The 24,556-nt window shown below is 63.1% G+C and carries 19 protein-coding genes; 6 read left to right on the top strand and 13 right to left on the bottom strand.

Annotation, left to right across the window (positions count from 1 at the left end; all coding sequences use genetic code 11):
- Positions 1-117: 117 nt before the first annotated feature.
- The 4 genes from AC1DKD_RS07045 to AC1DKD_RS07030 form a co-directional block, all read right to left on the bottom strand.
- Entirely contained in the window at positions 118-864 is a 747-nt protein-coding gene (locus AC1DKD_RS07045) for a DUF3304 domain-containing protein (RefSeq protein WP_441634290.1), read from the bottom strand.
- A gap of 73 nt (positions 865-937) precedes the next feature.
- Entirely contained in the window at positions 938-1,402 is a 465-nt protein-coding gene (gene yiaA, locus AC1DKD_RS07040) for an inner membrane protein YiaA (RefSeq protein ID WP_416051639.1), read from the bottom strand.
- Positions 1,403-1,577: 175 nt separating this feature from the next.
- Entirely contained in the window at positions 1,578-2,474 is an 897-nt protein-coding gene (locus AC1DKD_RS07035) for a DUF4123 domain-containing protein (RefSeq protein ID WP_477111143.1), read from the bottom strand.
- 16 nt (positions 2,475-2,490) lie between these two features.
- Positions 2,491-4,974 carry a type VI secretion system Vgr family protein gene (locus AC1DKD_RS07030; protein ID WP_477111144.1) on the bottom strand — a complete coding sequence of 828 codons (2,484 nt, stop codon included), beginning with the start codon at positions 4,972-4,974 and terminating at the stop codon, positions 2,491-2,493.
- A 1,170-nt stretch (positions 4,975-6,144) separates the two neighbouring features.
- Between AC1DKD_RS07030 and AC1DKD_RS07025 the strand changes: the two genes are divergently transcribed.
- From AC1DKD_RS07025 to AC1DKD_RS07015, 3 genes are read left to right on the top strand one after another with little or no spacing between them, the layout of a single operon-like run.
- Positions 6,145-6,975 (top strand): ABC transporter substrate-binding protein, encoded by an 831-nt coding sequence (locus tag AC1DKD_RS07025; RefSeq protein WP_441634381.1) that lies wholly within the window; start codon positions 6,145-6,147, stop codon positions 6,973-6,975.
- A 40-nt stretch (positions 6,976-7,015) separates the two neighbouring features.
- Positions 7,016-7,756 (top strand): amino acid ABC transporter permease, encoded by a 741-nt coding sequence (locus AC1DKD_RS07020; protein WP_441634379.1) that lies wholly within the window; start codon positions 7,016-7,018, stop codon positions 7,754-7,756.
- Positions 7,749-8,567 carry an amino acid ABC transporter permease gene (locus tag AC1DKD_RS07015; RefSeq protein WP_441634377.1) on the top strand — a complete coding sequence of 273 codons (819 nt, stop codon included), beginning with the start codon at positions 7,749-7,751 and terminating at the stop codon, positions 8,565-8,567. The genes AC1DKD_RS07020 and AC1DKD_RS07015 overlap by 8 nt, the downstream gene beginning before the upstream one ends.
- Here AC1DKD_RS07015 and AC1DKD_RS07010 read toward each other — a convergent pair.
- Complete coding sequence (locus tag AC1DKD_RS07010) at positions 8,476-10,146, bottom strand: amidohydrolase (protein ID WP_477143126.1); 1,671 nt, start codon at positions 10,144-10,146, stop codon at positions 8,476-8,478. The two genes, AC1DKD_RS07015 and AC1DKD_RS07010, sit on opposite strands and share 92 nt — an antisense overlap.
- Before the next feature lie 82 nt (positions 10,147-10,228).
- Positions 10,229-11,761, bottom strand: a complete 1,533-nt coding sequence (locus AC1DKD_RS07005) for an amino acid permease (RefSeq protein ID WP_441634374.1) — start codon at positions 11,759-11,761, stop codon at positions 10,229-10,231.
- Between the two features lie 255 nt (positions 11,762-12,016).
- Between AC1DKD_RS07005 and AC1DKD_RS07000 the strand changes: the two genes are divergently transcribed.
- From AC1DKD_RS07000 to AC1DKD_RS06990, 3 genes are all read left to right on the top strand, one after another.
- Complete coding sequence (locus AC1DKD_RS07000) at positions 12,017-12,907, top strand: mechanosensitive ion channel family protein (RefSeq protein ID WP_441634372.1); 891 nt, start codon at positions 12,017-12,019, stop codon at positions 12,905-12,907.
- 144 nt (positions 12,908-13,051) lie between these two features.
- Positions 13,052-14,137 carry a Zn-dependent alcohol dehydrogenase gene (locus AC1DKD_RS06995; RefSeq protein WP_441634370.1) on the top strand — a complete coding sequence of 362 codons (1,086 nt, stop codon included), beginning with the start codon at positions 13,052-13,054 and terminating at the stop codon, positions 14,135-14,137.
- 955 nt (positions 14,138-15,092) lie between these two features.
- Positions 15,093-15,440: a hypothetical protein gene (locus tag AC1DKD_RS06990; RefSeq protein WP_441634368.1), complete on the top strand. Its 348-nt coding sequence runs from the start codon at positions 15,093-15,095 to the stop codon at positions 15,438-15,440.
- A gap of 167 nt (positions 15,441-15,607) precedes the next feature.
- On the opposite strand, the gene AC1DKD_RS06985 is transcribed toward AC1DKD_RS06990, so the two are convergent.
- From AC1DKD_RS06985 to AC1DKD_RS06955, 7 genes are all read right to left on the bottom strand, one after another.
- Complete coding sequence (locus tag AC1DKD_RS06985; RefSeq protein WP_441634366.1) at positions 15,608-16,195, bottom strand: DMP19 family protein; 588 nt, start codon at positions 16,193-16,195, stop codon at positions 15,608-15,610.
- Positions 16,196-16,371: 176 nt separating this feature from the next.
- Positions 16,372-18,465, bottom strand: a complete 2,094-nt coding sequence (locus AC1DKD_RS06980; protein WP_477143125.1) for a two-partner secretion domain-containing protein — start codon at positions 18,463-18,465, stop codon at positions 16,372-16,374.
- A 157-nt stretch (positions 18,466-18,622) separates the two neighbouring features.
- A complete protein-coding gene (locus tag AC1DKD_RS06975) occupies positions 18,623-20,308 on the bottom strand; it encodes a ShlB/FhaC/HecB family hemolysin secretion/activation protein (protein WP_441634362.1) in 1,686 nt (561 codons plus the stop codon).
- Between the two features lie 427 nt (positions 20,309-20,735).
- Positions 20,736-21,101 carry a hypothetical protein gene (locus AC1DKD_RS06970; protein WP_441634360.1) on the bottom strand — a complete coding sequence of 122 codons (366 nt, stop codon included), beginning with the start codon at positions 21,099-21,101 and terminating at the stop codon, positions 20,736-20,738.
- An 87-nt stretch (positions 21,102-21,188) separates the two neighbouring features.
- Positions 21,189-22,220: a fimbrial protein gene (locus AC1DKD_RS06965; protein ID WP_441634358.1), complete on the bottom strand. Its 1,032-nt coding sequence runs from the start codon at positions 22,218-22,220 to the stop codon at positions 21,189-21,191.
- Between the two features lie 84 nt (positions 22,221-22,304).
- Positions 22,305-23,417: a fimbrial protein gene (locus tag AC1DKD_RS06960; protein WP_441634356.1), complete on the bottom strand. Its 1,113-nt coding sequence runs from the start codon at positions 23,415-23,417 to the stop codon at positions 22,305-22,307.
- Positions 23,418-23,499: 82 nt separating this feature from the next.
- The gene (locus AC1DKD_RS06955; RefSeq protein ID WP_441634354.1) at positions 23,500-24,099 is read right to left on the bottom strand and encodes a fimbrial protein; all 600 of its coding nucleotides are present in this window, start codon (positions 24,097-24,099) and stop codon (positions 23,500-23,502) included.
- Between the last annotated feature and the right edge of the window lie 457 nt (positions 24,100-24,556).

Here is a 24,556-nt window from a genome sequence, read left to right as displayed (position 1 = left end):
GTTCGCATGCACCTAATGGATCGATCACTTTTGCCTTGCCAAGCGGATGTGTGTCGAGCCCTTCTGGCAATCTCCCGCTGTCTCGTTCCGGCATCTTGGCCGGCCAGCGCAGAATATTCATCGTTCTTTCTCCTTTTCAGCTGTCGGGGGACATGGCAGGCCCGCAGTACATGGGCCACCTGGTGCGTAGTTCTTCTCCTGCAGTCGTGGCGGACAGCTGCTCTCGTCGCTAGCGCAATAGGTCGAACGGCCACGGGCGCGCACACGCTTGCTCTCCCCTTCGTCAAGCACACCATGAGCGATAAAGGGATCGTCGTCGGCAGGACGCGCATCGACGCTGTTTCGGCCATTAGCATTCCCATCCGCAACCATGATCTTGACCCGATCATCCGGCAGGAATATTGCCCACATTTCCCCGGAGTTAGCACCATCGTATTGCGGCACTTCGGTCTTGGCGCGATAAACCACGTCCGGTGTTTTTCCGTCATGGATCTTCCCTGCATACCAGTGGACCGTGACCTCAATGCCGGGACGCCAGACCTCAGGAATACTGATGCAGCAGTTTTGCGCACCACCGCCGGAGCGCCCTCCTGGAGGCGCCGGCATGATATTGGGACCGCCTCCGCGCATGCCATCCGGGCCGGTAATGCGGAACCAGCCGATGAAGTGCGGCGTGTAATTGAGCCCGCTCACTCCGGCGCCAAGCATGCGACCAGGCGTGGGCGCTGCCTCCACTTCTGCATCGGAAAACAACGGCGAGAACCAAGCCGACAGCCGATCGGAGCAGGCGCCCAGTGCCGCGACCAGGGAGAGGCTGGCGCAGAGTCGCCAGAGGTGTCGAGCAACACTGGTGTTGTTGTGCATATGGATCCGCAAGGCTGCATAGTTGCGATCGCTGAAGCCGGCGCCTGATCGTGTAAGCCGCCGGCGGGAAGGGCTAGTCGCCCTGGCGCGTCGCGGCGTCGCTTTCCTGGATCTGAACAAACTGGGGCTCGATCACCTGCGGTCGGGCTGCCTGCGTGTCGCGGGTGTTCTTTTGTACCGCGATGGCACCAAACAGCGCGAGCGCGAAGGACATCCCATAGAATCCCTTCTCGCTCAAGGCCAGGGTGGCGTTGAAYAGCCCCACGCAAAGCAGCAGCACGGACAGGATCACTGACACCCAGCTCAAGCCGTAGTAGATGCCGGTCACCGGAATGCCTTCCAGCCGGTCGCGCACGCTCTTCTGGACAGAAACCGCGGCGAACAGGCCGTAGACCAGTACCGTAAAGTAGTAGCCACGCTCATTGAGCTGCATGTCGGCGTTGAAGAGTCCCACCAGGAAGGCGAGAAAGCCTGCAAGAAGTGCGGACCACGAAGCGGCGACGAAGGCGAAGGATGGCTGTTGAGATTGCTGGTTCATGAATGGTTGCATTGATAGTTGCGTTGGAGGTGCGTTGGTGGAGCGTTGGTGGTTGATGTTTAGGGGCTGTTTCAAAATGAAGCGAAGCGGTTCTGGCCAGGCGCGCGGCCGCAGACAGTACAAGTGGATCGGCCAAGGCCGCGCAACGACGCCAGAAGCTTTTTGAAATGGCCGCTTAGGTACCGTGTAGCGGTTTGTTAGGCGTGGGCTGGGTCGGGTCTCGGGACGCTTTTTTTCGCTGTTTGGCCAGCAACGACTCCCAGACGGTCGGCCATACGCTGGCAAGACGCTCTCCGAAGGACTGGTCTGGCGTGCTCCGCTCAAATGCGGATCGCACGTCGGGATGGCTATCGAAATCCGCGCCATACAGGTAGCTGTACTGGCAATACAACAGGCGGTCGGCCGGCTCCTCCAGGCCCCATTGGATCGCACGCAGATAGCGTGCCTCGAACGCCTCGAAGCGCGGCAAGTAGGCCCCATCCCCGTTGACGTCACCGTTTTCAATGAGCGCCGCGAGAAGCTGGTCCGCCTCGCAATGCGTGGTGATCAAGTCGACCTGTTCCTGACTAAGCGGGATCTTGACGGGACCCACCACGGTTTGGGTGCCATCCAGCAGGCCGTCGATGCGCTGCCAATCCTCCGCATAGCCGCGGTACTTCCATTGCTGGATCGGTTTCATCAGTTCTTCTGTGATGTCCTTGCCCCAGACCTCCAGCACAAAGGCCAGATTGCGTGGATCGAAATACCGGACCAGGGCGGTCATCCCGTCGCCGATGTCGGCCAGCAGGAAGGATTGCAGGTGTACGGCCAGCTCGCCGATGCCGGCGCGGCTCCATATCAGCGTCAGGCAGGGGGCAAGGTGATCCAGCCTGTCGAGCGTTGACAGCCATTGCGCCTTCGCGTTGTCAATGCGGGCCAGGAATAGCGAGGCGTTTCCCGCGGCTTCCTCGGGTAGGCCGGCGTAGACATTGCGAATATCCGGCGCCCCCTGGAGGGCATCCCGGATAGGAAGGGGATGCTGCGCGCCGTCGACCAGCGCATAGATATGAATCGGGTTGCTCTCTTCGGTCATGATGGGTCTCCATCGGCTAGCGTGGCACCAGCGCTGTGTTTCGTGCGGCAGCTTTCAGCAGGCATTCAATGCAGACCTGCTTTGGCTTGAGGTCGACCGGGATACTGCTCGGCCCGGTCATGTTCTTGCTCGCGGCATGCACGATCCAGGCGCCGTCGGTGCCGTGTTCGATCCGCCCGCCGATCAGCTTGATATAGCTGCCGCCCCCATCGAGCAGCAACTCTTCCTTAGCCTTGATGACGATGCGGTTAGCGGTGGCGGTGATTTCCAGCATGGCCAGCAGGTGGATGGAGTTCTTCAGCGCCTGCACGTCGATGTCGCCGACGGCCGCGACAAAGCGCATGCCGGCTTCGTAGACAAAGACACGCCACGCCTTGCGGATGCTGGCGAGGAACCCGCCGCCCGTGGTCACCGACATGTGCTCGCCGGCGGTGATGGCAACGTGGGTTCCGCTTTGCAGATGTGTCAGCCCTGGCGTGGCCGTGGCAATGCCGACCGGGCTGGTGAGCGCCAGGTGCGGCGCGGTGAATTCCTTGAGTGGCCCGTCGCCCTTGAGCGCCATATGCTGCTGGGCTATGGCCCTGGCCACCGCCTTTTGCTCGCCGTCCTGTGCCCCGGCCGTCTGCGCCGCTTCGGCCAGTTGTTCGGTCTGGCTCTCGGCGTGCTGCAGCGCGTCGACCATGTCACCCATGCTCATGGCATAGTCGCCGCCAGATGATCGCTTGTGGGTCGTCAGCAACATGCCCATGGCACTGCGCAGCGCGCCCCAGGCGTCGGTGCGCAATTCGAAGCCTTCGCCGCGCTTGCCTTTGCGGCCGGTAAAGTCGTGAATGCTGACGTTGTGGCCCAGTGCCAGCTCGGAGGCCTGGTAGTCCGAGCCGATCTGCACCTGCGGCTCGCCGGCCGTGTCGTCGGCCAGCATCTTGTTGTGCCGCCCGCCGCCTTTGCCATTGCCGCCGGTCAACTCCTGACTGCGAAAGCCGGAGATGGCTTGCTGGCCGGGTAGCTCCCACGGTGGCAGATTGAGCCGGTTTGGCACACGGTTGGTGACGATCAGGCAATCCGGGTCACCGTGCAGCCCCTCGACCAGCACCTCCTGTCCAATCCGGGGAACATGGGTGGAGCCGAAGCGATCGCCAGACCAGGCATTGGAGACGCGCACCCAGCAAGAGCTATGCTCGTCGTTGCTGCCGTACATGTCATAGGGCAGTTGGATCTTGATGCGCCCGTACTGGTCGGTGTGAATTTCGTGGCCGCTCGGGCCAACCACCGTTGCGGAAATGGGGCCTTGCGTGCATGGTTTCTTCTGGGTGCGTACCGGGCGGAAGACCTCACTGGTAGGCTGGACCTCGAACTCGACCTCGCAGCGCCATGATTGCCTCTGCCCCGAGGCCTGCGGGACCTCCTCGATCAAAAGCCTGGTCGCGTAGGCGAGGTATTCGCAGTTGGCGTCAAGCATCAGATACTTGGCCAGGGTGAACGTGCATCCCGGCACCACACCGCGCAGGTTGCCCTTGCCGCGGCCACGTAGCCCATGCTGGCGCAACGCTTCCATCCGGATGCGGGCAATGAGCACGCCCTCCTCCCATGGGTCATTGTCGGTGGAGGGCTGGGCATGGTCGCCCGGATACTCATAGATTTCCTGCGTAGAGTGCGCGGTGTCGCGCGGATCTCCGGCGGCTACCGTGAGGTCCGCCCGCGTCTTCACGAAATCGTAATCGTTGCTGCGCCACTTTCCGGCCACMAGACGATCGATGACCTCGAAGTCATAGATATGCTCTTCATCGACGCGGTCCGCTGAGTGGTGCCATCGAATCGTGTGGTAGGCGGGACTGGTGAATTTGCGGAAGGCGCCGTTACCGTCGGTGAGCACGAGACGGTGGTGCCCATCGGAATGCTCGTGAAACCACGAAATCCCCCATTCCTGGGTCAGCCGCTGGAAGTAGTCGAAATCCGTCTCGCCGAACTGCTGCTGGAACACGCGCTTCGGGTACTGCGCTACGTTCAGGCGCATCTCCACTGGAAAGATGTACTTGGACAGTAGTTGGTCCAGGATCTCGACGACGGTGAGGTTCTGATAGATCTTGAAGCCGGCGTTCAGTGTGGCCAGCCACAACCATGGCCGCAGCGTCAGTCGATAGATGAGATGGCGATCGGCCTGGATGGGACCACGCACCTCTGTCACCAGCCCGGTGATTTCACGCTTGCCGGCCCCGACGCCACCATCGAGGCCCATCCCGCTGCCATCGAGTTCGATCTCGACGGTCAGCTCCCGGCCCTCCAGTGCTTTCTTGTCGAGGTCGGCTGCCGGCCCAAAGGATGCGTTGCGCGCATCGGGCGTTCTGAGTTCAAGCTGATACTCGAACAGGCCATTCAGGCCATCGGTGCCAGTGAGGCGCGAGAAGACCAGCACGGGCTCGCCCAGCACCTGCGGCAGGCTTGCTCCTTTTACAGTGACCGTCCGGTTGGAGAGGAATGGCAGGTTGTCGCGAATACCCATGCGGGGTGGCCTCCTGGCAGTAAGGATTGCCGCAAGGTGACCGCGATACAGACAAGACACTCGTTGCGGGGAGAACGCGATCTTATACGCAAAGAGTTTCTCATGATTGTTAACTAATTAAAATAATTGGGTAAATTCAGATTTTTCTTACTATTCCTAGTCATCATTCCTAATTCATAACTCCTGTTCCTATGTGTTACACCGTCTTTCCCGGAGCGTAATAAAATGGCCGCGCCGGTTCTGAGATTTCGAAAAATTACGGTAGATAAATTGTGTATCACAGAGAACAAAAATATTCACATCAAATTAGGACAAGTCCGATTGATCAAGTTTAATCATTGCGGGAAAATGGGGGGCAATTTTTCACATTGTCAATCTTGTTGGGCAATCCGCCCAAGTTAAACCTCAGAAAGCCTTGTAGGCGGCATGTCGATGAAGCTTGTGGCGAGACGGACGTGGCTTAGCGCGATCCGGTCGCCTGCGATGGGTACGTGTTGCAATCAAGTGCAAGGTCTCATTCAGAGCAGCCTTGGCCCAGCGCAAGCCGAGCAGCGCCGCTGACAGGACAGGTTTGAAGGCGGTGATGGCGCAGGAACGGTTGATCCGATGGTTCGGATCAACCGTTCCTGCGCGGCGCCAAGGCAGCAGAGGGCGTGGAGGTAGTCGCTCAGGATTTTGGCACCGAAGTCCTGCTTGGCGGCCATCTGTAAGAGGCCGGACAGGTGTTCGAGTGCCATGCGGTGTTTGAGACGTTTAAACCCTCCTCCAGGTGTCAGCGCCGGTGATAGAGATCGCGAAAGGTGGCAGCCGGATAGCGGTGCATGTCGAGCGGATTGGTGATGAGCACGCGCACCTTACCGGCTGGCGAGATCCGCCGGATCAGCCGGACGGTCTGCGGGGTAGCCGCGGTCGAGCAAGAGCAAGTCGTCGGATCCTCTATTGGCCGCCGCCCTGCTTGCGCAAAAAGCCTGCGCAAGCAGGGCGGCGGCAGCTCAGATCTCCCTGCCTGTCAATAACTTGCGTCGATCAATGGCGGCTTTTGAGGCTTAACTTGGGTGGAGGCCTGCCGATGGGGCTCCCGGGATGGYATAACCATCTGCAAAACCATTCGTTCCCGGCCTGAGTGCCCACCGCTATTGTCTCGCCATCCAACCCTTAGCGAGACTCCCCATGCGTATCCCTTCGCCGCTGTTCAAGGCTGCCTTGACGCTGCTCACCGGCCTCACCGCGCTTGCTTCGAGCCCCGCCATGGCGGACCGCCTCGATGACATCAGGAAGGCCGGCGTGCTCCGCGTGGGCGTGTTCGATGCGAACCCGCCGTTCGGCTTTGTCGAGGCGGGCAGCGCCACGCCGGTGGGCCTCGATGTGGACTACGCCGCCGAGATCGCCAAACGGCTGGGCGTGAAGCCGGAGTTCCGCGCTACCAATCCGGCTAACCGCATTCCGCTGCTGGCTTCGCAGAAGGTGGATATCGTTGCCGCGAACTTCACCATTACGGATGAGCGCCGCCAGCAGATCGGCTTCTCTACCCCGTATTTCGCCAGCGGCCTGCAGTTTATCGCGAAGAAGGGCACGCTCAGGCAGCCGGATGACCTCAGGGCGTGGCGCCTGGGCGTGGATAAGGGCACCACGCAGGAGACCACGCTGCGGCAGAAGTATCCGGACGCGCGCGTGATCGCTTATGACGACTCCCCGCTGGCGCTGACCGCGCTGCGCAGCGGCGCGATCCAGGCATTCGCGCAGGACGGGGCGAAGCTGGGTGCCCTGCTGGCTACGCTGCCGAACAAGGATCAGTTCGAGATTTCTTCGTTCACGCTGACGCGCGAATACATGGGCGTGGGCATTCCCAAGGGCGAGGACCGCCTGACGGCCGAGATCGACCGCATCCTGGCGGACCTGGAGAAGAATGGCACCGCCGCGCGCATCTATGACAAGTGGTTCGGCCCGAAGAGCGCGGCGCCGCTGGCGCGCGATTTCACGATTGGCAGCGCGGTGAAATGAGCGCGTTGCCTCTTGCCGACGGGCAACGCTAGCCGTGGGGATGCAAGCCATCCTGCTGCAGCCGCTGCCTGCCAGGTACGTCGGCTGGATTGCCGCCGGCTTCGGCCTGACGGTAGCGCTGTCTCTCGCGGTGTTCGTGCTCGGCTGCGTGCTTGCCGCATTCTGGCTGGCGCTCGCGCGTAGCCCGCTGGCGCCGCTGCGCGTGGCAGCGCGCGGCGCGGTTGGCTTCCTGCGCCGCACGCCATTGCTGGTGCAGTTGTTCTTCTGGTATTTCGGTGCGGCACAACTGCTCGGCGAGGACGCGATCGGCGTTCTCTACAGCTGGCGGGGCATCCACCTGGGTGGCTTGCACCTGCCCGCGCCTTCGCTCGAAGCGCTCGCCAGCCTGGTTGGCATCGGCCTCTATGCCAGCGCCTTCTATGCGCGTGAGCTGGAGGCGGGGCTGGCCAATGTGCCCGCGGGCCAAAGCGCGGCAGCGCTGGCGCTGGGCTTCACGCCCGCCGCCGCGTTCTGGCGCGTGGTGCTGCCGCAGGCGCTGCGTATTGCCGCGCGCCCGATGGCGGGGCAGTTCTGCCAGACCATCAAGAACACTTCGCTGGCGATGGCGATCGGCTTTGCCGAGATGTCCTACGCCGCGCGGCAGGTGGAGACGGACAGCCTGATGACTTTCCAGGCGTTTGGCCTGGCCACCTTGCTATACATGGCGCTGATTCTGCTGTTGCAGGCGGCCGCGCCGCTGCTGCTGCGGTGGCTGGGATGGACGGAGGCGGCACGTGCCTGATCACGCGATCTCCGGCTGGGCCGTGGTGCTCGGGCAGTTGCCTTACCTGCTCTCGGGCGCCTTTCCGGACGGCCCCTTGGCGGGCGCCGCGCTGACCTTGTGGATGGCGGTGCTGGCCTGCGCCGGTGCCACCGTGCTGGGCATCGGCGTTGCCGTGCTGCTGGACCAGGCGCCAGCGCCGCTGGCGCGCGCGATACGTGCGCTGCTGGCCGGCCTGCGGGCGATCCCCGTGCTGATGCTGATCTTCTGGGCTTACTTCCTGCTGCCGATGCTGGCCGGCGTCCATGTGGGCGAGGTGCAGACCGTGGTGCTGGCGCTCGCACTGATCGGCGCGGCCTACATCGCGCAGGTGATGGAAGCCGGCTTCGCCGCGATCGGGCAGGGCCAGCGCAATGCGGCGCTGGCGCTCGGGATGACGCCGTTGCAGGCGCTGTGGCTGGTGGTGCTGCCGCGCACGCTGCGCGCCATGCTGCCGTCGCTGGGCAATGTCTGGGTGTCGCTGGCCAAGGATACGTCGCTGGCCTATATCGTGGGCGTGGTGGAATTGTCTACCGTGGCGACGCAGGTCAACGGGCGCAGCGTGGGGTATGCGGCGCAGGTGTTTGCCGCGGTGGCGCTGCTTTACTTCTTCATCTGCGTGGGGATTGAAAGCGTGGCGGTGCTGCTGCTTGCCGCCACGCGGAGCCGGCAGCGCCGGCCCCTGTGGCGCTACGTAACGCTTACTGCCTTTCGCCTTGCGCGTACACCCGCTCGCCCGCCACCCACGTCTGCGTCACGCGGGTCTTCCAGATCTCGGCCGGCGCCACCTTGAACAGGTCCTGGTCGACCAGGATGAAGTCGGCCCACTTGCCCGGCTCCAGCGACCCCAGCGTCTTCTCCTGGTGCTCCGCGTAGGCGGCGTCCAGTGTGAAGGCGCGAAAGGCCTGGGTCAGCGTCATGGCCTCTTCCGGATGCCAGCCCTTGATCGGGCGTCCTTCGTGGTCGGTACGCGTCACCGCCGCGTGCAGGCCGTAGAAAGGGTTGGCCGATTCCACCGGGAAGTCCGAGCCGCCGGCGATCACGGTGCCTTGCTTGAGCATGGTCTGCCAGGCGTAGGCGCCCTTGATGCGTTCCTTGCCGATGCGGTCTTCCGCCATGTTCATGTCGCTGGTGGCATGGGTGGGCTGCATCGAGGCGATCAGGTCGAGCTGCTTGAAGCGCGGGATGTCGGGCAGCGCCACCACTTGCGCGTGCTCGATGCGGTTGCGCAGTTCGCGGCCGCCGACTTCCTTGTAGGCGACTTCGATCGCGTCCAGCACCTGGTGGTTGGTGGCGTCGCCGATGGCGTGGACGTTGACTTGGTAGCCGGCCTTGATGGCCATCTTGACGCTGGCCTGCATGGCGGCGTCGCTCATGAACAGCAGGCCGCTGTGCAYGTGGTCGTCGGAGTACGGCGCCATCAGCGCGGCGCCTCGGCTGCCCAGCGCGCCATCGCCGTACAGCTTGACCGCGCGCAGGTAGTAGCGGTCGTTGCCGTAGCCGGAGAGCGGGCCCTTGGCGGAGAGCGCCTTGAAGTCGTCGCCGGTGTCGCGGATCATGCCGTAGATGCGCGTGGTCAGCTTGCCCTGGTCGGCGAACTCGCGGTAGATACGGTCTTCCTGCGCGGTCACGCCGGCGTCGCCCGCGCCGGTCAGGCCGAGCGCGTTCATGTGCGCCAGCGCGGCGGCCAGCGCGGCGCGGCGGTCGTCGTCGGAATACGGCGGGATCACGTTGTTGACCAGCGCCATCGCCTTGTCGACCAGCACGCCGGTGGGGTTGCCGCTGGCGTCGCGCTCGATGCGCCCGCCTGCCGGGTCCTTGGTGTCGCGCGTGATGCCGGCGGCCTGCATGGCCTTGGTGTTGAGCCAGGCGGCGTGGCCGTCCACGCGCACCAGGCGCACCGGGCGGTCCGATACGGCGGCGTCCAGCTCAGCCGCCGTGGGGAAGCGGCCCAGCTTCCAGTTGACCTGGTTCCAGCCGTAGCCGAGCAGCCATTTGCGCTGCGGATTCTTGTCGCCGTAGGCGCGGATCATGCCTTGTGCTTCAGCCAGGTCCTTGGTGCCCGACAGCGAGATCTCGGTGGTCTTGAAGCCCAGGCGGAACACGTGGCCGTGGGCGTCGATCAGGCCCGGCAGCAGGGTCTTGCCCTGCCCGTCGATGCGCTTGGCCTGCGGGTATTGCGCGCGCAGCGCGGCGGCGTCGCCGGTGGCCAGCACCTTGCCCTGGTCGAACACCAGGCCGGTGAAGCTGGCGACCTGGTCGTTCTTCAGGGTGTAGCCCTGCACGGACTCGATCAGGGTGGGCGCGGCGTGCGCGGACAGGGCGGTGCCGGCGGCCAGGGCCAGCAGGCTCTTGCGGATCGCGTGTTTCAAATCAACTCTCCTTGTTGTTGTGGTACAGCGCTTTGGTTTTCTTATTTGCTCTCAGGATTGACTGCTTGCTGCGGACTGCTCTTTATTCGCCCGTCGCCGTGGCGGGAAAGGCGGCGCCGCCTGCCTCGCTGCGCGCCGGCGGCAGCGGCGGGAATTTCATGTCGGCATAGCGCACGAAACGCGTCTTGCGCAAGATGCGGTAGCCCAGCCAGATCAGCAGGAAGATGGGGATGCCGACATAGGTGGCGGTCACTGCCACCCAGTCGATCTTGCCGTCCATGAAAGCCTGGTAGTTCTGCCCCAGCGTGACGATCAGGCACAGCGCGAACGCGAAGATCGGGCCGTACGGGAAGAAGGGCGAGCGATAGGGCAGGCGCGACAGGTCCAGGCCCTGCACGACGAAGCCGCGGCGGAAGCGGTAGTGGCTGATGGCAATGCCGAGCCAGGCGATAAAGCCCGTCATGCCCGACAGGTTGAGCAGCCACAGGTAGACCGACTTGCTCTCGAACATCGAGGTCAGGAAGCACAGCGCGCCCACCGCGGTGGTAGCCAGCAGCGCCGCCATCGGCACGCCGTTGCGCGTCAGGCGGGCGAAGAGGCGCGGCGCGCGGCCCTCGGTCGCCAGGTTGTAGAGCATGCGGGTGGAGGCGTACATGCCGGAGTTGCCGGCGGACAGCACCGCCGTCAGGATCACCGCGTTCATCACGCCGGCGGCGAATGCTAGTCCCGCATGGCGGAACACCAGCGTAAACGGGCTTACGCCAACCGTTTCCACATCGCTCTTGAGCAGGCTGGGATCGGTGTAGGGAATCAGGATGCCAATGATCAGGATCGCCAGCACATAGAACAGCAGGATGCGCCAGAACACCTGCCTCACGGCGCGCGGGATGTTCTTGGCGGGATCGGCCGATTCGCCGGCGGCCACGCCGATCAGCTCGGTCCCCTGGAAGGAAAAACCGGCGATCATGGCCACGCCGATCATCGCCGGCAGGCCGCCGACGAAGGGCGCGTCGCCCGCGGTCAGGTTCACCAGTCCCGCCGGCACCCCGCCCGTATCGCCGCGCAGGATGCCGAAGATCATCAGCACGCCAATGACGATAAAGGCGACCACCGTCACCACCTTGACCAGCGCGAACCAGTACTCGGCCTCGCCGAAGCCCCGCACGGAGATGGCGTTGAGCAGGAACATCAATCCGAGAAACAACGCGCTCCACAGCAAGCCGGGCGTGTCGGGGAACCAGTACTGCATCACCAGTTGCGCCGCCGCCAGCTCCACGGCGATGGTCACCGCCCAGTTGTACCAGTAGTTCCAGCCCAGCGCGAAGCCGAATCCTTCATCGACATACAGCGCGCCGTAGGTGGCGAACGAGCCCGACACCGGCATATACGCAGCCAGTTCGCCCAGGCTGGTCATCAGGAAATACACCATGGCCCCGATCAGCACATAGGCCACCAGCGCGCCGCCCGGCCCGGCTTGCGCGATGGTGGCGCCCGAGGCCACGAACAACCCCGTGCCGATCGAGCCGCCGATGGCGATCATGGTGAGATGGCGCGCGCGCAGGGTGCGGCGCAGGGCGGGCGGCGGAGCGTGGGGAGTGGATGGCTGGCGGGTCATAGAGAAGAAAAGGATTGGGGCGCCCGGGCCGGACGCRCCCGCATTCACCGGTGTCGTCCGCATCCGGCCGTGCCCGGCCTGGGCAAACGGGGATACATGGAATACATTCACCGGCCGGTACATTGGGCGGCATCATAAGAGAAAACGCCGCGTGGGGAAAGGCGGCGCGGCGCGTGCGGCCGGTTTTGCGTTCGTTGCACTGCGGCATGGCTAGAATCGAGGGTTTGCATCCTCGCGGTATTCGGACCGAACCTCATGAACCTGCCCTTCAACGACAGCTATCTCCTACACATCGCACTGAGCGCCGGCATCGTGCTGGCCGGCATGCTGGCCGTGAAGTTCATCAACCGCTTCTTCCAGGCCCGCCAGCAAGGGGACAAGGACAATCGCGGCAGCTATCGCACCTGGACCGTGGCCTCGCGCAACGCGGTTGCCGCGGTGGTGTTCCTGCTGCTGCTGGGTATCTGGGTGTCCGAACTCAAGAGCGTGGCGATCTCGCTGACCGCCTTCGCGGTGGCGCTGGTGATCGGTGGCAAGGAACTGGTGATGTGTTTCCTCGGCGCCTTCCTGCGCATGATGGCGCGCCCCTTCCAGCTTGGCGACATCGTGGAAATCGGCCCGCATTCGGGCGAAGTGGTGGACATGGATGCGCTGACCACCACGCTGGTGGAGATCGCCGGCGCGCGCCAGTTCACCGGCTCCACGGTGCAGATTCCCAACAGCATGTTGCTGACCGTGGCCGTGCGCAACCACTCGCAGTCCGGCAAGTACACGCTGGACACGCTGCGCATCCCGCTGCCCGAGAAAAGCGACCCGGACCGTGTCGAGGCCGACCTGATCGCGATCACCGAGCAAGTGTGCGCGCCGTTCCTGGCCGAGGCCCGGCACAGCCTGCAGGAATACGGCGGCTCGCGCTTTCTCGATCTCTCGCAGTTCGAGCCGCGCGTGATGTTCGAAGCCATGGCGGCGGACCGGCTCGATGTGCTGGTGCGGTTCCCGGTGCCGGTGGCCTCGAGGCTGTCGACCGCGCAGCAGATCCTGCGCAAGTACCACCAGCAACGGAACGCGACGCTGGCGTCGGCAATGGTGGCGGCCAGCGCCGAGCCCGCGCCTGCACAGCAGGACAAGGCGGCGCCGCATTCCTGATGCTTAAGCGTTTGGCCAGGGAGGGAACCGTTTTATGGCTTCACTGAACCGCGTTTCGGTTGTATGGTAGCCGTGCCGCCGCCCTTGCCGGGGACGGGAATCGTAGCGAACTGTGTCGAACGATATCGAACAACGAGGAGACCTATGAAAGCCGCTGTCCTGCATCATCCCAAGACCCCGCTTGTGATCGAAGACGTCGCCATCGGCAAGCCGGGGCCGCACGAGGTGCTGCTGCGTACGGCGGCGGTGGGCGTTTGCCATTCGGACCTGCATTTTCTCGACGGCGCCTATCCTTTTCCGATGCCGGTGGTGCTGGGCCATGAAGCCGCCGGGGTGGTGGAGCAGGTGGGCTCGGAAGTGCGCACGGTCAAGCCCGGCGATCATGTGATCACCTGCCTGTCGGCCTATTGCGGCCATTGCGAACACTGCCTGACGGGGCACCTGTCGCTGTGCGTCGAGCCGGACACCAGGCGCCGCGAAGGCGAGGAGCCGCGCCTGCTGGCCAAGGGCGCGCCGATGAACCAGTTCCTGAACCTGTCGGCGTTCGCCGAGCAGATGCTGATCCACGAGCACGCGCTGGTGGCGATCCGCCGCGAGATGCCGCTGGACCGCGCGGCGCTGATCGGCTGCGCCGTGACCACTGGCGTCGGCGCCGTGGTGCACACCGCGCGCGTGAGCCCCGGCGAAACCGTGGCGGTGATCGGCTGCGGCGGCATCGGCCTGGCGACCATCAACGGCGCCGCCATTGCCGGCGCCGGCCGCATCATCGCCATCGACCGCGTGCCCGGCAAGCTGGAGCTGGCCAGAAAATTCGGCGCAACCGATGTGATCAACGCCGCCGACGTGGACGCGGTGGAAGCCGTGCGCGAACTCACGCGCGGCGGCGTGCATCACGCTTTCGAAGCCATCGGCCTGAAGCAGACCGCCGAGCAGGCTTTCTCCATGCTGCGGCGCGGCGGCACCGCCACGGTGATCGGCATGATCGCGCCGGGCGTGAAGATCGAGATCAAGGGCACCGACTTCCTGGCTGAAAAGCGCATCCAGGGCTCGATGATGGGCTCCAACCGCTTCCCGGTGGATATGCCGCGCCTGGTGGATTTCTACCTGTCGGGCAAGCTCAAGCTGGACGAGCTGATCTCGCGCCGCATGCCGCTGGAAAACATCAACGAAGCGTTCGACGAACTGCGCCGGGGTGAACTGGCACGCTCGGTGATCATGTTCGAGCACTGAGCGCCGCAGGCGTGGCCCGGGCGTGCTCCGCCCAGGCCACCGTCGTCCCGTCCGCCACGGCATGCCGGCCGCGCCGCCGCAACGCTCTCCCACATCGCGACCACACACATCACCGCGCTGGTCTGGCCGCTCACCATCAGCCCGGTTGGCGCCGCCACGGCGCGCTGAATATTTTCGCCGAATGCCCCTGCGATTTCGGACTTATCCGATTCCCTGCACGATGAAGTCTCGTTAGACTTCGTCGGTCGGCACGCCCGCGTGTGCCGATCCACCTTTGCATAGTGGGTGACCCCCTCCTGCCCGCGCTCGCACCCCAGGCTGTTCTCCCCTTGACAGCCTGGGCTTTTTTTTGGGGTTTCTCACCAAGCTCCGGGGAAGGCCGCGCGAATCCTCACCGCATGGCAAGGAGACACCATGATGCTCACCGACCGTGGCATCGACCTGCCCGCGATACGCCAGCGACGAAGCGTATCCTCGTCGACGGCACGCATTTTAGTACTCGTCCTATTCTGAACGACCTGCAATTTCGATATCCTGATTGCTTCAGGACACCCTGTCGCCGGCATTTGCACCATTCCGCTGCAGACTATGGCCGTCGTAAGGCCGCGGGATGCAGACGGCAAGCGGCGCAGCGAAAATAGCCTCCATCTTTCAGCCCCAGGGACGATCAAGGTGACATCCGGAGCGAGCAATGCCATCGTGTTGCCCGCCTTGCCGGATCCGGCGGCTAAGGGAAACACCAACCCATGGCATGTCGGCCGCTCGTCGGCGTCGGCGGGGCAACCTCAACATTCCCCTGGCTGCAAAATACGTGAAGACCGAACCGACCATCAAGCCAGCCACGGTTAGCCCGCGCAGCACGATTACGTTCTCGTATCCGTAGCGTCGGCCGGTTTCGGTTCGGTCTGCCCCGCCGCCCCCGCTGACAACGACTTGAAGACATAAGGACTCTCAAATGAAGATGAAGATGAATGCCTCAAGAAAATGGCAATTGTGGCAGCTTGCCTTGAAGGGCAGCGGATACTGCGCGTTGGCCACCGTGTCCCTGGCAAGCCTGCCGCCGCAAAAGCAGGACATTGCCCAGAACATCGCAGCCAGGCTCTTGCCACGCGACCGATACTCCGACGTCAAGGCAGCGCTATTGGTCCATGTCACGCTGGAGTTGGGCGATAAGGTGGGCGATGAGGGCCGCCCGCAAGCCGCCGGCACAGCTGTGGGGCGAGCGCTGCACTACGTTTACGCGCCCTGGAGTCTGCAATTTGCCTATCGCCAGCTCAATCACACCGGCCCGGTACCTTTCTGATCCATCGCCGCGATGTTGATGGGGTGCGAACGCACAAGGTGCAACGAGTGGTGCGCTCATTCATCAGCTCATCGGGTGATAAAGTGCGCGCAAAATAATGGAAAATGCGGGGCGGCAATAGCGCGTATGGCGAACCGGAATGACCGGCCGCTGCCCGGTTATTCACTTCAGTCGCGCGAATACAGTCCATGCCGATGTGCGAACCGCGCACATCGATCGCCAAGCTTATCCGGGTCAGCCCAGAAATCCTTCTCCAGCGCATCAAGTTCCGTTGTGTCGAACGTCTCAAGGTTGGGCAGCAGTTCATTGCGGCGTCTGCGCTCCAGAGGCACAGCCTGTTGCCCAAAGAGCAACTCTTTGGCGCGCAGCAGGAGCGCCGGCGACTGGCTCGCCTCCATCTCCAGGAGGCCATCGAAAGCGCAATCGTAAAGTTCTCCGGCGCTGTTGGAGAAGAACTGATGGAATCCGCCGCCATAAACCTCGCCTATGAGGCAGATCACGGCGAAATATGTTCTCTCACGTGCCACAAGGGACTGAAATCCGCCACCTTCGCCGTGAACACGGCTGACCAGGTCGATCCGGTATTTCCGCTCGGCGCTCTCCTCGTATTGGCGCTCGAGTTGACGGCGCTTCCTGCCGTCGTCAATCTGTTGCCGATAGCCGCCTTTACACGGCATGCACAAGCCGCCGGTTCTCGCTGCGGTGTCTGCAAGAATGAATTCGCTGCAAGCTGTGCAAGGCAGTCGTTCGTTCATGGGAAAGCCTGAAGGTATTGAGTATGTATGCCACGCGGGAATAACCAACCGGCAATGGCGACATAAGGAATCACATAGGAAGGGCTCGCCGCCATTCCAAAGGCGGGCGCCGGGAAGGCGCCCGCCTCGCCTTGGCTCATTCAGGCCGCACAATGCGGCCGGATGTCTTCAGCGCTTCAGTACCAGCCCCTATTCATATTCCAGCCGGTGTACATCGTTTGCCACCAGGGGTTGACTACGGGCGCCTGCACGGCCCAGGTCTGCTGCACGGGCCAGACCTGCTGCATCGGCCAGACCTGCTGCGCCTGCCAGGCCTGCTGCCCGGGCCAGACCTGCACGGGCTTGGCTTGCTGCACGGGCTTGGCCTGCTCTACCGGCTTGGTCGGTGCAACGGGCTTGGCCTGCTCCACCGGCTTGGCCGGTTCAACGGGCTTGGCCTGCTCCACCGGCTTGGCCGGTTCAACGGGCTTGACCTGCTCCACCGGCTTGGTCGGCTCAACGGGCTTGGCCTGCTCCACCGGCTTGGTCGGCTCAACGGGCTTGGCCTGCTCTACCGGCTTGGTCGGCTCAACGGGCTTGGCCTGCTCTACCGGCTTCGCTGGTTCCACGGGCTTGGCCGGCTCCGTGGGCTTGACCTGCGCCACCAGCGGGGCCTGCTCAATGGTCCCGGAGTTGGAATAGATCATCGACTGCACCTTCACCTTGCCTTCCTTGGCGGACAAGCGGTCCACGTTGGCGAACGTGAGGCTGGAGACGTCAACGTTGCCGTGCTCGCTGGACAGCGTGCCTTCGTTCCTGCCGGTCGTTGTATTGACCGAAAGATTCTGGCTCGCGGTGATCTTGCCGGAGTTCGTAAACGTGGTCGCCTTCACCTTGGTGGTGCCGGTCACGCTGGCGAGCGTACCCTTGTTATTGGTGGCTGTGCCATCTACGTTGAGGTTCCCGGTGTTGGAGCGGATCACGCCATCGTTAGTCAGGGTTGCCGCCTTTACCGAAAGGTCCCGCTCCGATTCCATCGTGCCGCCAGCGCCATTGCCCATGGTGGAAGTATCGGCCGACAGCGCGCCGCCGGCCTTGATGGTCTTCGTGTTCTGCAACGTGGCCGTGTTCAGCGTGATGTCACCGTCCGACGAGATGGTCCCGTCATTGGACAACACCGCCGACTTGAACTTGACGCCGGATTTGCCGCTGATTGCGCCGGCATTGTTCACGCTGTTCGAGCGGATATCGGTGGCGCCCGCCGCCAGCAGTTGCGCGCCGGCCCRTACGCTGATCTTGTCCTCGGTGGCCTTCTCGGCTACGACGAAGCCAGGCGCGACTTCGGTGCCGACCGTTTCGCCGCCGGCCTTGTCGTCGCTGACCTTCCCACCGCCCTGATCCGCCGTCGTGATGATCAGGCCGGTCTTCTCGATCTTCAGGTCGCCCGTGAGCGCCTGCACCTTGCCGGCGATGTTCACGCCGGCGCCACCTTCGGTGCTGCGCAGCGAAATGGCGTTCGCGTACATGCCGCCGAGCGCGGCCACGTCGATCGCGTGCACGGGCACGTGATCGGTCCCCTTGGTTTGCTCGGCATCGATACGGTCGCCGTCATAGGCGATATCGTTGCGGCCCGCCACGGCGCGGATCAGGTCCTTGGCACGGACCGCCGCGTCGATCTTCATGGAGCGCGACAGCAGGTCGACCTTGTCCACCGTGCTGGCATCGAACCCCCTGCCGGTGATGGCGATGTCGCCGCCGGCCACCGTGAAGCCGGACACGGAGCCGCCGCTGGTGAGCGTCGGCGTGCCCGTGGTCAGCGTGACGCGGGAGGCGTTCAGCACGCTGCCGCCATCGACGGAGATGCCGTTCGGGTTGGCGACGATCAGCGCGGCGCGCTGCCCGGCAATTTCCGTCGTGCCGTTCAGCATGGTGCGGGAGTTGCCGACCACCTCGTTCAGGATGACGCCGGCGGCGCCATTGGCGAGTGCGGCATTGCCCGCGACATTGCCGCCGATCTGCGTGGCGGCGCCGTTGGCGCTGTTGTTGAGCACCAGGCCATTGGCGCCCACGTTGTAGTTCTGGAACTGGTTGTGCGATACGCCGGCGGCGTTCGGCGCGTTGATCTGCACGAGCGGTACGCCGTTGGACGTCGAGCCGATAGCCGGACCGCCGGGCGCAGCGCTGATCTGCGCGGAAGCGACGGAGGCGTGCAGCGCGGGGGCGGCCAGCAACAGAGCGCGCAGCAGGGTGCTGCAGCGGGGCGCGCGGGTAATCATGGATGTCTTTTTCATCGTTTGGACCATGGTAAGTAAGGAGAGACGGCAGCCACCGGCATACGGAGATCCGTGCCGGGTTCGGTGCAGGCATGCCGGGTCAGGGCTTGGGAGATTCAGTGATGGCTGTGGTTGGCTTCCTCCTTCAGGTTGTGGATCAATTTCAATGCGGGATTCAGAGCGTGATGGATATCTGCACGGCCACGGTCGTCCGGGCGGCCTCGAACCCGGCGGGCTTGGCCACCGGCTTGCCGACCGACACGTCGTAGCCGAGCCTGCCGTATGCGCCCCGGACCCCGAGCGCGGCGCCAACGAGTGTTCGCCCGGCCAGTTCGCGCGTCACGCTGCCRCCCACGGCGCCCGTGTCGGCCGCGATATAGGCTTCCTGCCCGGTGCGCCCGATCGCCACCGCGATTTCATTGCGCAGCACCCATCCGCTTTGCCCCACCAGGGTGCGCGAGCCATCGAAGCCGCGCACGGTATACCGGCTGCCGATCGAAAGCATTTCGGTTGCTGGAATCGCATTCGGCGCGGCCTGCGCATTCACGCTGGCGCGATAGCCCAGGCGCTGCCCGCCGAGAGAGAAGGGCGCGTCGACGCTCGCGTTGGCGCTGAGGATGCTGTAGCGGCCGTTCCATTGCGTTCTTCCGCTCACATAGCCGCTGTTGGCCGACCACGCGGGAATGCTCCCGCGCAGGCCGAGCCCGCCAGTGAACGTCATGCGGCTCAAGCGTTGATAGTGGGAGTAGCTGAGGGTGTAGCCGGTGATGTCGCGCGTCTGCACACCGATCGGCCAATCGCTGAGCCAGACATCGTCCGATCGCCGCGACAGCTTGGCGCGCACCGTGCCCTTCATCGTGCCGGTACGGTAAGCCACGCGGCTGGCGCCCACCTCGAACGTGCGCGTGCGGCCCGTGTAGGGCAGGCCGCCGGCATTCGTGGCCACCGTCTGCAGGAAATCGTACTGGTTCGCGCCCAGCCAGAAGGAGCCATATCCATACGGCACCGTCCATTGCAGGCCCATCGAGCGGGAGCCGACGGCATGGTTGCCGAAGTGCGCGTCATTGTTGTAGGTAGCGATGAGCTGGTCGTACAGTCCCAGGGGTGAATCCACCACCAGTACGCCGCCGAGCTGGTTCTTGCCGGTCGCGTCGATGCCGGAGTTGTCGGCGGTGACGATGGCCCGCCAGCGGCGCACCTCGGGCGCATGGTGAATGGCGAGATCGGTCTGGCCAAATTCCTTGCCGGGCGATAGCTCCATCCGTACCGATGCGTCGCCGGCCACGGTGCGGATGTTCTCCAGTGTCTGGTCGAGATCGCGCAGGTTGAGCACATCGCCTTCGGCCATCGGCATCGCCGCCTGGCGGCGGCCCGGGGCGTCGCCGGTTTCGGCGATGCTGCCGATGCGGCCGGGCACGAGTTCGATCACCAGCGTGCCGGTGCGCACGTCTTGCTGGCCAATCAGCACTTGCGTGGTGAGGTAGCCGCGCTCGATAAGCTGGTAGCGCAGATGGTCGCGCAGGCGCGTGATCCCTTCGGATCCGATGCACACGTCCTGCACCTGCACGGCGCGCACGAGCCATGCGAACGCCTCGGCGTTCTTCCATTCAAGGCGCGAGATGCCGAAGCACGGCGACTCGGCGGGAAAGGCGAGTATCGCGTGCGGGGAAGTCTCGCCACCGGACAGGACGGGCGCCGCGGCCGCGGCGCGTGTGAGCGCCTCGTCGACCTGCTGCGCCTGTCGGCGTGTCGCTTCGCTGGTCTCGGCCGCCGCGTGCGGTGTCAGGGACTGTGCGATGCCGGGAGAGATCTGAAGCAGGAGCAGTGCTGCTGCGCCGCCGATCTTACGGAAGGATGTCATGCTGCCAATGCTGCGCGTCCATGTCTGGAACATGGACGCGGATCTGTTGCGGAAATGCCAGCCGCCGATGCCGAAGCCGCTTGGTGGGCCCGGTGGCAGTCGCTGTGTCTTGTGTGTTGTGTCGCTGCTGTCGTAAGCGAAGCAGGAATATTCTGAGTGTCCTAGGAAGAGAACACAATCGGACAAGTTAGAAAATGCGATGCAATGTAGGACGAAGACGAAGACGAGCATTTCGTCGTCGGCGTCTGGCGGGCAGCTCGATGGGGCCGCCGGGAACGACTCCGCCGATCTGATGAAGCCAGGTTGCAGAGGGCCGGGGCACGGCTGCCGGGACGGCCACGCGCGCGATCGCCACCAGTGGCGTCGCCGGAGCGCCATCTGTCGACCGCTGTCGCAATAAACTGTTGAAGCTGCGCAACCAGACGGATCAAGCGGGCCTGCCAGCCGATCCCTGTGCCACGGACTTTCGATAGCCAACGGGATTGGTGTAGTCGACATGGCGATACTTGGGCACTCGCGAACTCCAGGGCGCGTACAGATAGTGCAACGCGCGGCCGACGGCACTGCGTTCAGCTTCGGGGCGTTCTTCATCTCTTAGCTCCAATGTGACATGGACCAAAAGCGCGGTCTTGAGGGCGGAGTAGCGGTCGCGCGGCACGAGGCTGGCCGCTATGCCTTGCGCCATTGCCTGCATTTGTGGCGGCAGGCTTGCCAGGGACGCGGTAGCCAGCGCGCAGTACCCGCTGCCCTTCGATGCGAGCTGCCACAACTGCCATGTGTTCGACGAATGCATCTGAAAGTCCTTAAGTCGTTGTGAAGTTGTTGCGAACCGGAAATCGGAAATCGGGAGGGCGCGGCAGCGTGCCCGCCTGCCGCGCAATTACTGGTAGCTCATCGTGAACGTGGCGTAGCCTTTTGCCTCTCCGGGTGTCACAGTAGAGGCGGTCTGGATGTAGCGCGCCTTGAACGGGATCGTCACCGGGACATTGCCGAACTGCCCGATGAACCACTGGTTCGGATTGTTGCTCTGTGAGGAGTCGGGGCCATAACTGACCAGGCTGTTATCGGTGCCGCGCAGCACCTGAATGCCGACGCCAGTTGCTTTGGAGTCACGCGACAGGGACAGCAGGTTGCTTCGGTTCGACCAGTTGGTGCCGTCCGTCATCGTGAAATACATCCGCGTGGACGTTCCTTGAGTCCCCCCTGAGCACTGCAGCCGAATCTCGAACGGCTGCGCGTCGGTGGTCGTGCCAACGCCCTTGAACGCGCGGATCGGAATCTGGCCGAGCGGCACCGAGATGGACGGCGTCATCACCCTGCATGCGGGGATTTGCGGCCTGATGGGGAGCGAACCGTTGATGAAGACACGCCGGACGACGAAGCCGTGATCGGCCGCGGTAGTCGTGCCGATTTCCCCCGACATTGACCCGGCCACCGTGATCGGGCCGGTCTTGACCAGTTCCACCTTGAACTCCCCGCCTCCCACGAACGTGCTCGCGTTCTTTGGGAAATAGGGCTGTTGCGGCCACCATCCGGGCCATCCTCCTTGGATGCGCACACCGACACCGGGAATACCGGTGGCATAAGTATTAAAGGCCCCTGGAGCCCCTTTTCCCTCGTATTTGACCGTGCCAATCAGGGATGTACAGTTAAGGTCGCCACTGGGCCCGGTTGCCGTCCCCTCTTCGGAAAAAAGAACCGTCCCGTCTGGAACCGTGGGGTCAAACGAGGAGGGCGACCAGGCGGGGAGCCTGACCTCGAGATACTCGACAGGTCCGGCCCTGGTGACGAGCGTGCAGCTCGCCAGTGCCTCCGAAACAGGAAGGGCAAACGCTGCGGTGCAGCCAATTCCAAGTATTGCCCGGCGACACCGCACGGCGCTCTTCTGAACAACGCGTTGCTGTCGTGGCATCTTGATTCTCCTTATGACGTTTTGCTAACGGCCAGCCGGGAGGGCGGCCGGGCATGGCATGAAGTGCGAGGCAATCGGCTGGCGCTACTGGTACGAGAACGTAATCGTGCTGAGCGCACTCACGGTACCCGGCTTGATCGTCTCTTCCGTCTTGATATAGCGCGCTTCGAAGGGCACCTTGATGACACTAGCGGATGTCCCGGATTTACCGACCAGCCACTGATTGGTATTGCCTTTGGCCGATGAATCCGGCCCAAAATTCAATGGACTGGTCGTGCCTTGCTTCATGATTTGAATACCCAAGCCAGATGCCGTCGAATTCTTTGCAAGGCTAAGGACATTGCCGGTATTCGCGGGATTGGTCGCATCCGTCAACGTTGCATAGACACTGAGGTTCGCATCGCATTGGAGTCCCAACGAAAACGGCGTCGATTTGGCGGCAGAGACATCGCCTACCGCTTTCAGGCTATACGTCACCAACTGCGGCATAACGACCGTGTTGGTCGCGCCGGACGTGATCTTGCATGTTCTTGCCGTAACGGCAATGCTCAATGCGGCCATACTTGCCGCCGGCGTATTCGATACGACAGCTCCACCCAGCATGGCGCTGATGGTCAGGATGTTTTTAGCCGGGACACTATAGGTTCCCGTTTCGATAGCACCAGTTACGACGAGAGTCACCCGGTGGTAGTAACCCCAAGCGCCAGAGCCGGGGGGGCCGGGTGGAAGTACAGTTGGCCCAGATCCAATAGGGTCATAAGGCGTGTTGGCATTTTTCGTTTCCAGTGCATAACCTATTCCGGGAATTCCGGTTTCAAATACAGCAGCGCTGCCCCTCTCGCCTTTAAACGTCGCACCCGGAACCACTTTCCCGAGCGGCGTTACGATGATTTCATCGAAATTGCAATCGCTGGTTCTGCTGACACTGTGACCGGCGTATCCGGCAGTCGATGACGGAAACTGAATCCCCGAGGCTACCGAATCTCGAACAGTGCTGAGCGAGGGCGGAAGTTTTGCCTGTGCCTGACTGGTCGGTGTAGAGATCCAACAATCAGCAAACGCTGATTCAGAAAAAAACATGACGCCCAGGATTAGAGCGCGCGAAGTCATTTTAAATAGCATAATAAATCCCTTTGCCAGATGCGCGGTGGATCCACCAAAGTATTCCAATGCCAGCCGAACATCGGAATACGTCATCGGGTGCATGTTTCCATCTCACCGTGCGGGCCGCCTGTGCGGCCGAAAAATCCATCGCATCTCTTTCGAAATCTGGTTTGCACTACTGATACGAGAACGTAATCGTGCTGCGCGCGCTGACCGAGCCAGGCTTGATGACCGGAAGGGTCTTCACATACTTGGCAACCATGGGAATGGTGAAGGTGCTGCCCGAAGCCGACGCGTTGCCGATGAACCATTGGTTGGTGTTTCCCTTTTTCGACGAATCCGGGCCGAACAACAGCGGCGTCGTCTTGCCCGACCGAAACATCTGAATGCCCACGCCGGATGCGGTGGAATTGCTGGCTAACGTCAGCGTATTGCTGGTATTGGTAGGATCGGAGGCATCAGTGACCGTCGCGTACAACCCCAGGTTGGCGTCGCATTTCACCGCGATGGAGAAAGAGGCCGATGCATCCGACACGGCGCCGACCGTTTTCAGGCTATGTACCAGCAAGGTGGGCATCGTGACAGCATTGTTCGCGCCGGAGGTCACAGCGCACGCCCGTGCCGTCACATTGATATTCAGCGGCCCCAACTGTGCGTACAACGGAGGGTCGAAGTCGACTGGGACCCCTTGGGTCGTCGCCCGCAATTGCGCTATCCTTTGCGAAGGAACGCTGTAGGTGCCGGTGACAAGCGAACCGGTCGCGACCAGGTACACTCTGTGAGTGGGATCCGTTTCCGTAATGACGTTTGGAAGGAGTACCGTAGGTCCCGGGCCTACGGGCCTTAAATTAGACAGAGGCGCCCAATTGCCTCGGATCGCCTCCATTGCGTAGCCGATGCCGGGAATTCCCGTTTCATAAACGGGATAGGTGAATTCCCCCTTTCGGAACGTAACGCCGGGGACCAAAATTCCCAGGGGCGTCGACGTTAGCGTATCTACGGTACAACCCTTAAACCAGCCAGTTATTTCCGCTCCCATTGCACTTGACGGCAGCAAAATGCCCGGGACGACAGCATCTCGCGAAGTACTGATGGAACTTGGATAGGAGGGACGGATCAGGTAGCCAGAGGGGTTTGTCCTGCAGGAGGCGGCGTGCGCGGAGTTTGGCAGAAGTGTCGCACCTAGCGTCAGGGTGCCAAGGCATGCCATCAAATACCGACGCAAGATCGGT

The sequence above is a fragment of the Cupriavidus sp. 05T313 genome (genome assembly GCF_056396665.1).
Note: the sequence above shows the minus strand (reverse complement) of the source record. Positions and strands in the feature narration are given on the sequence as shown.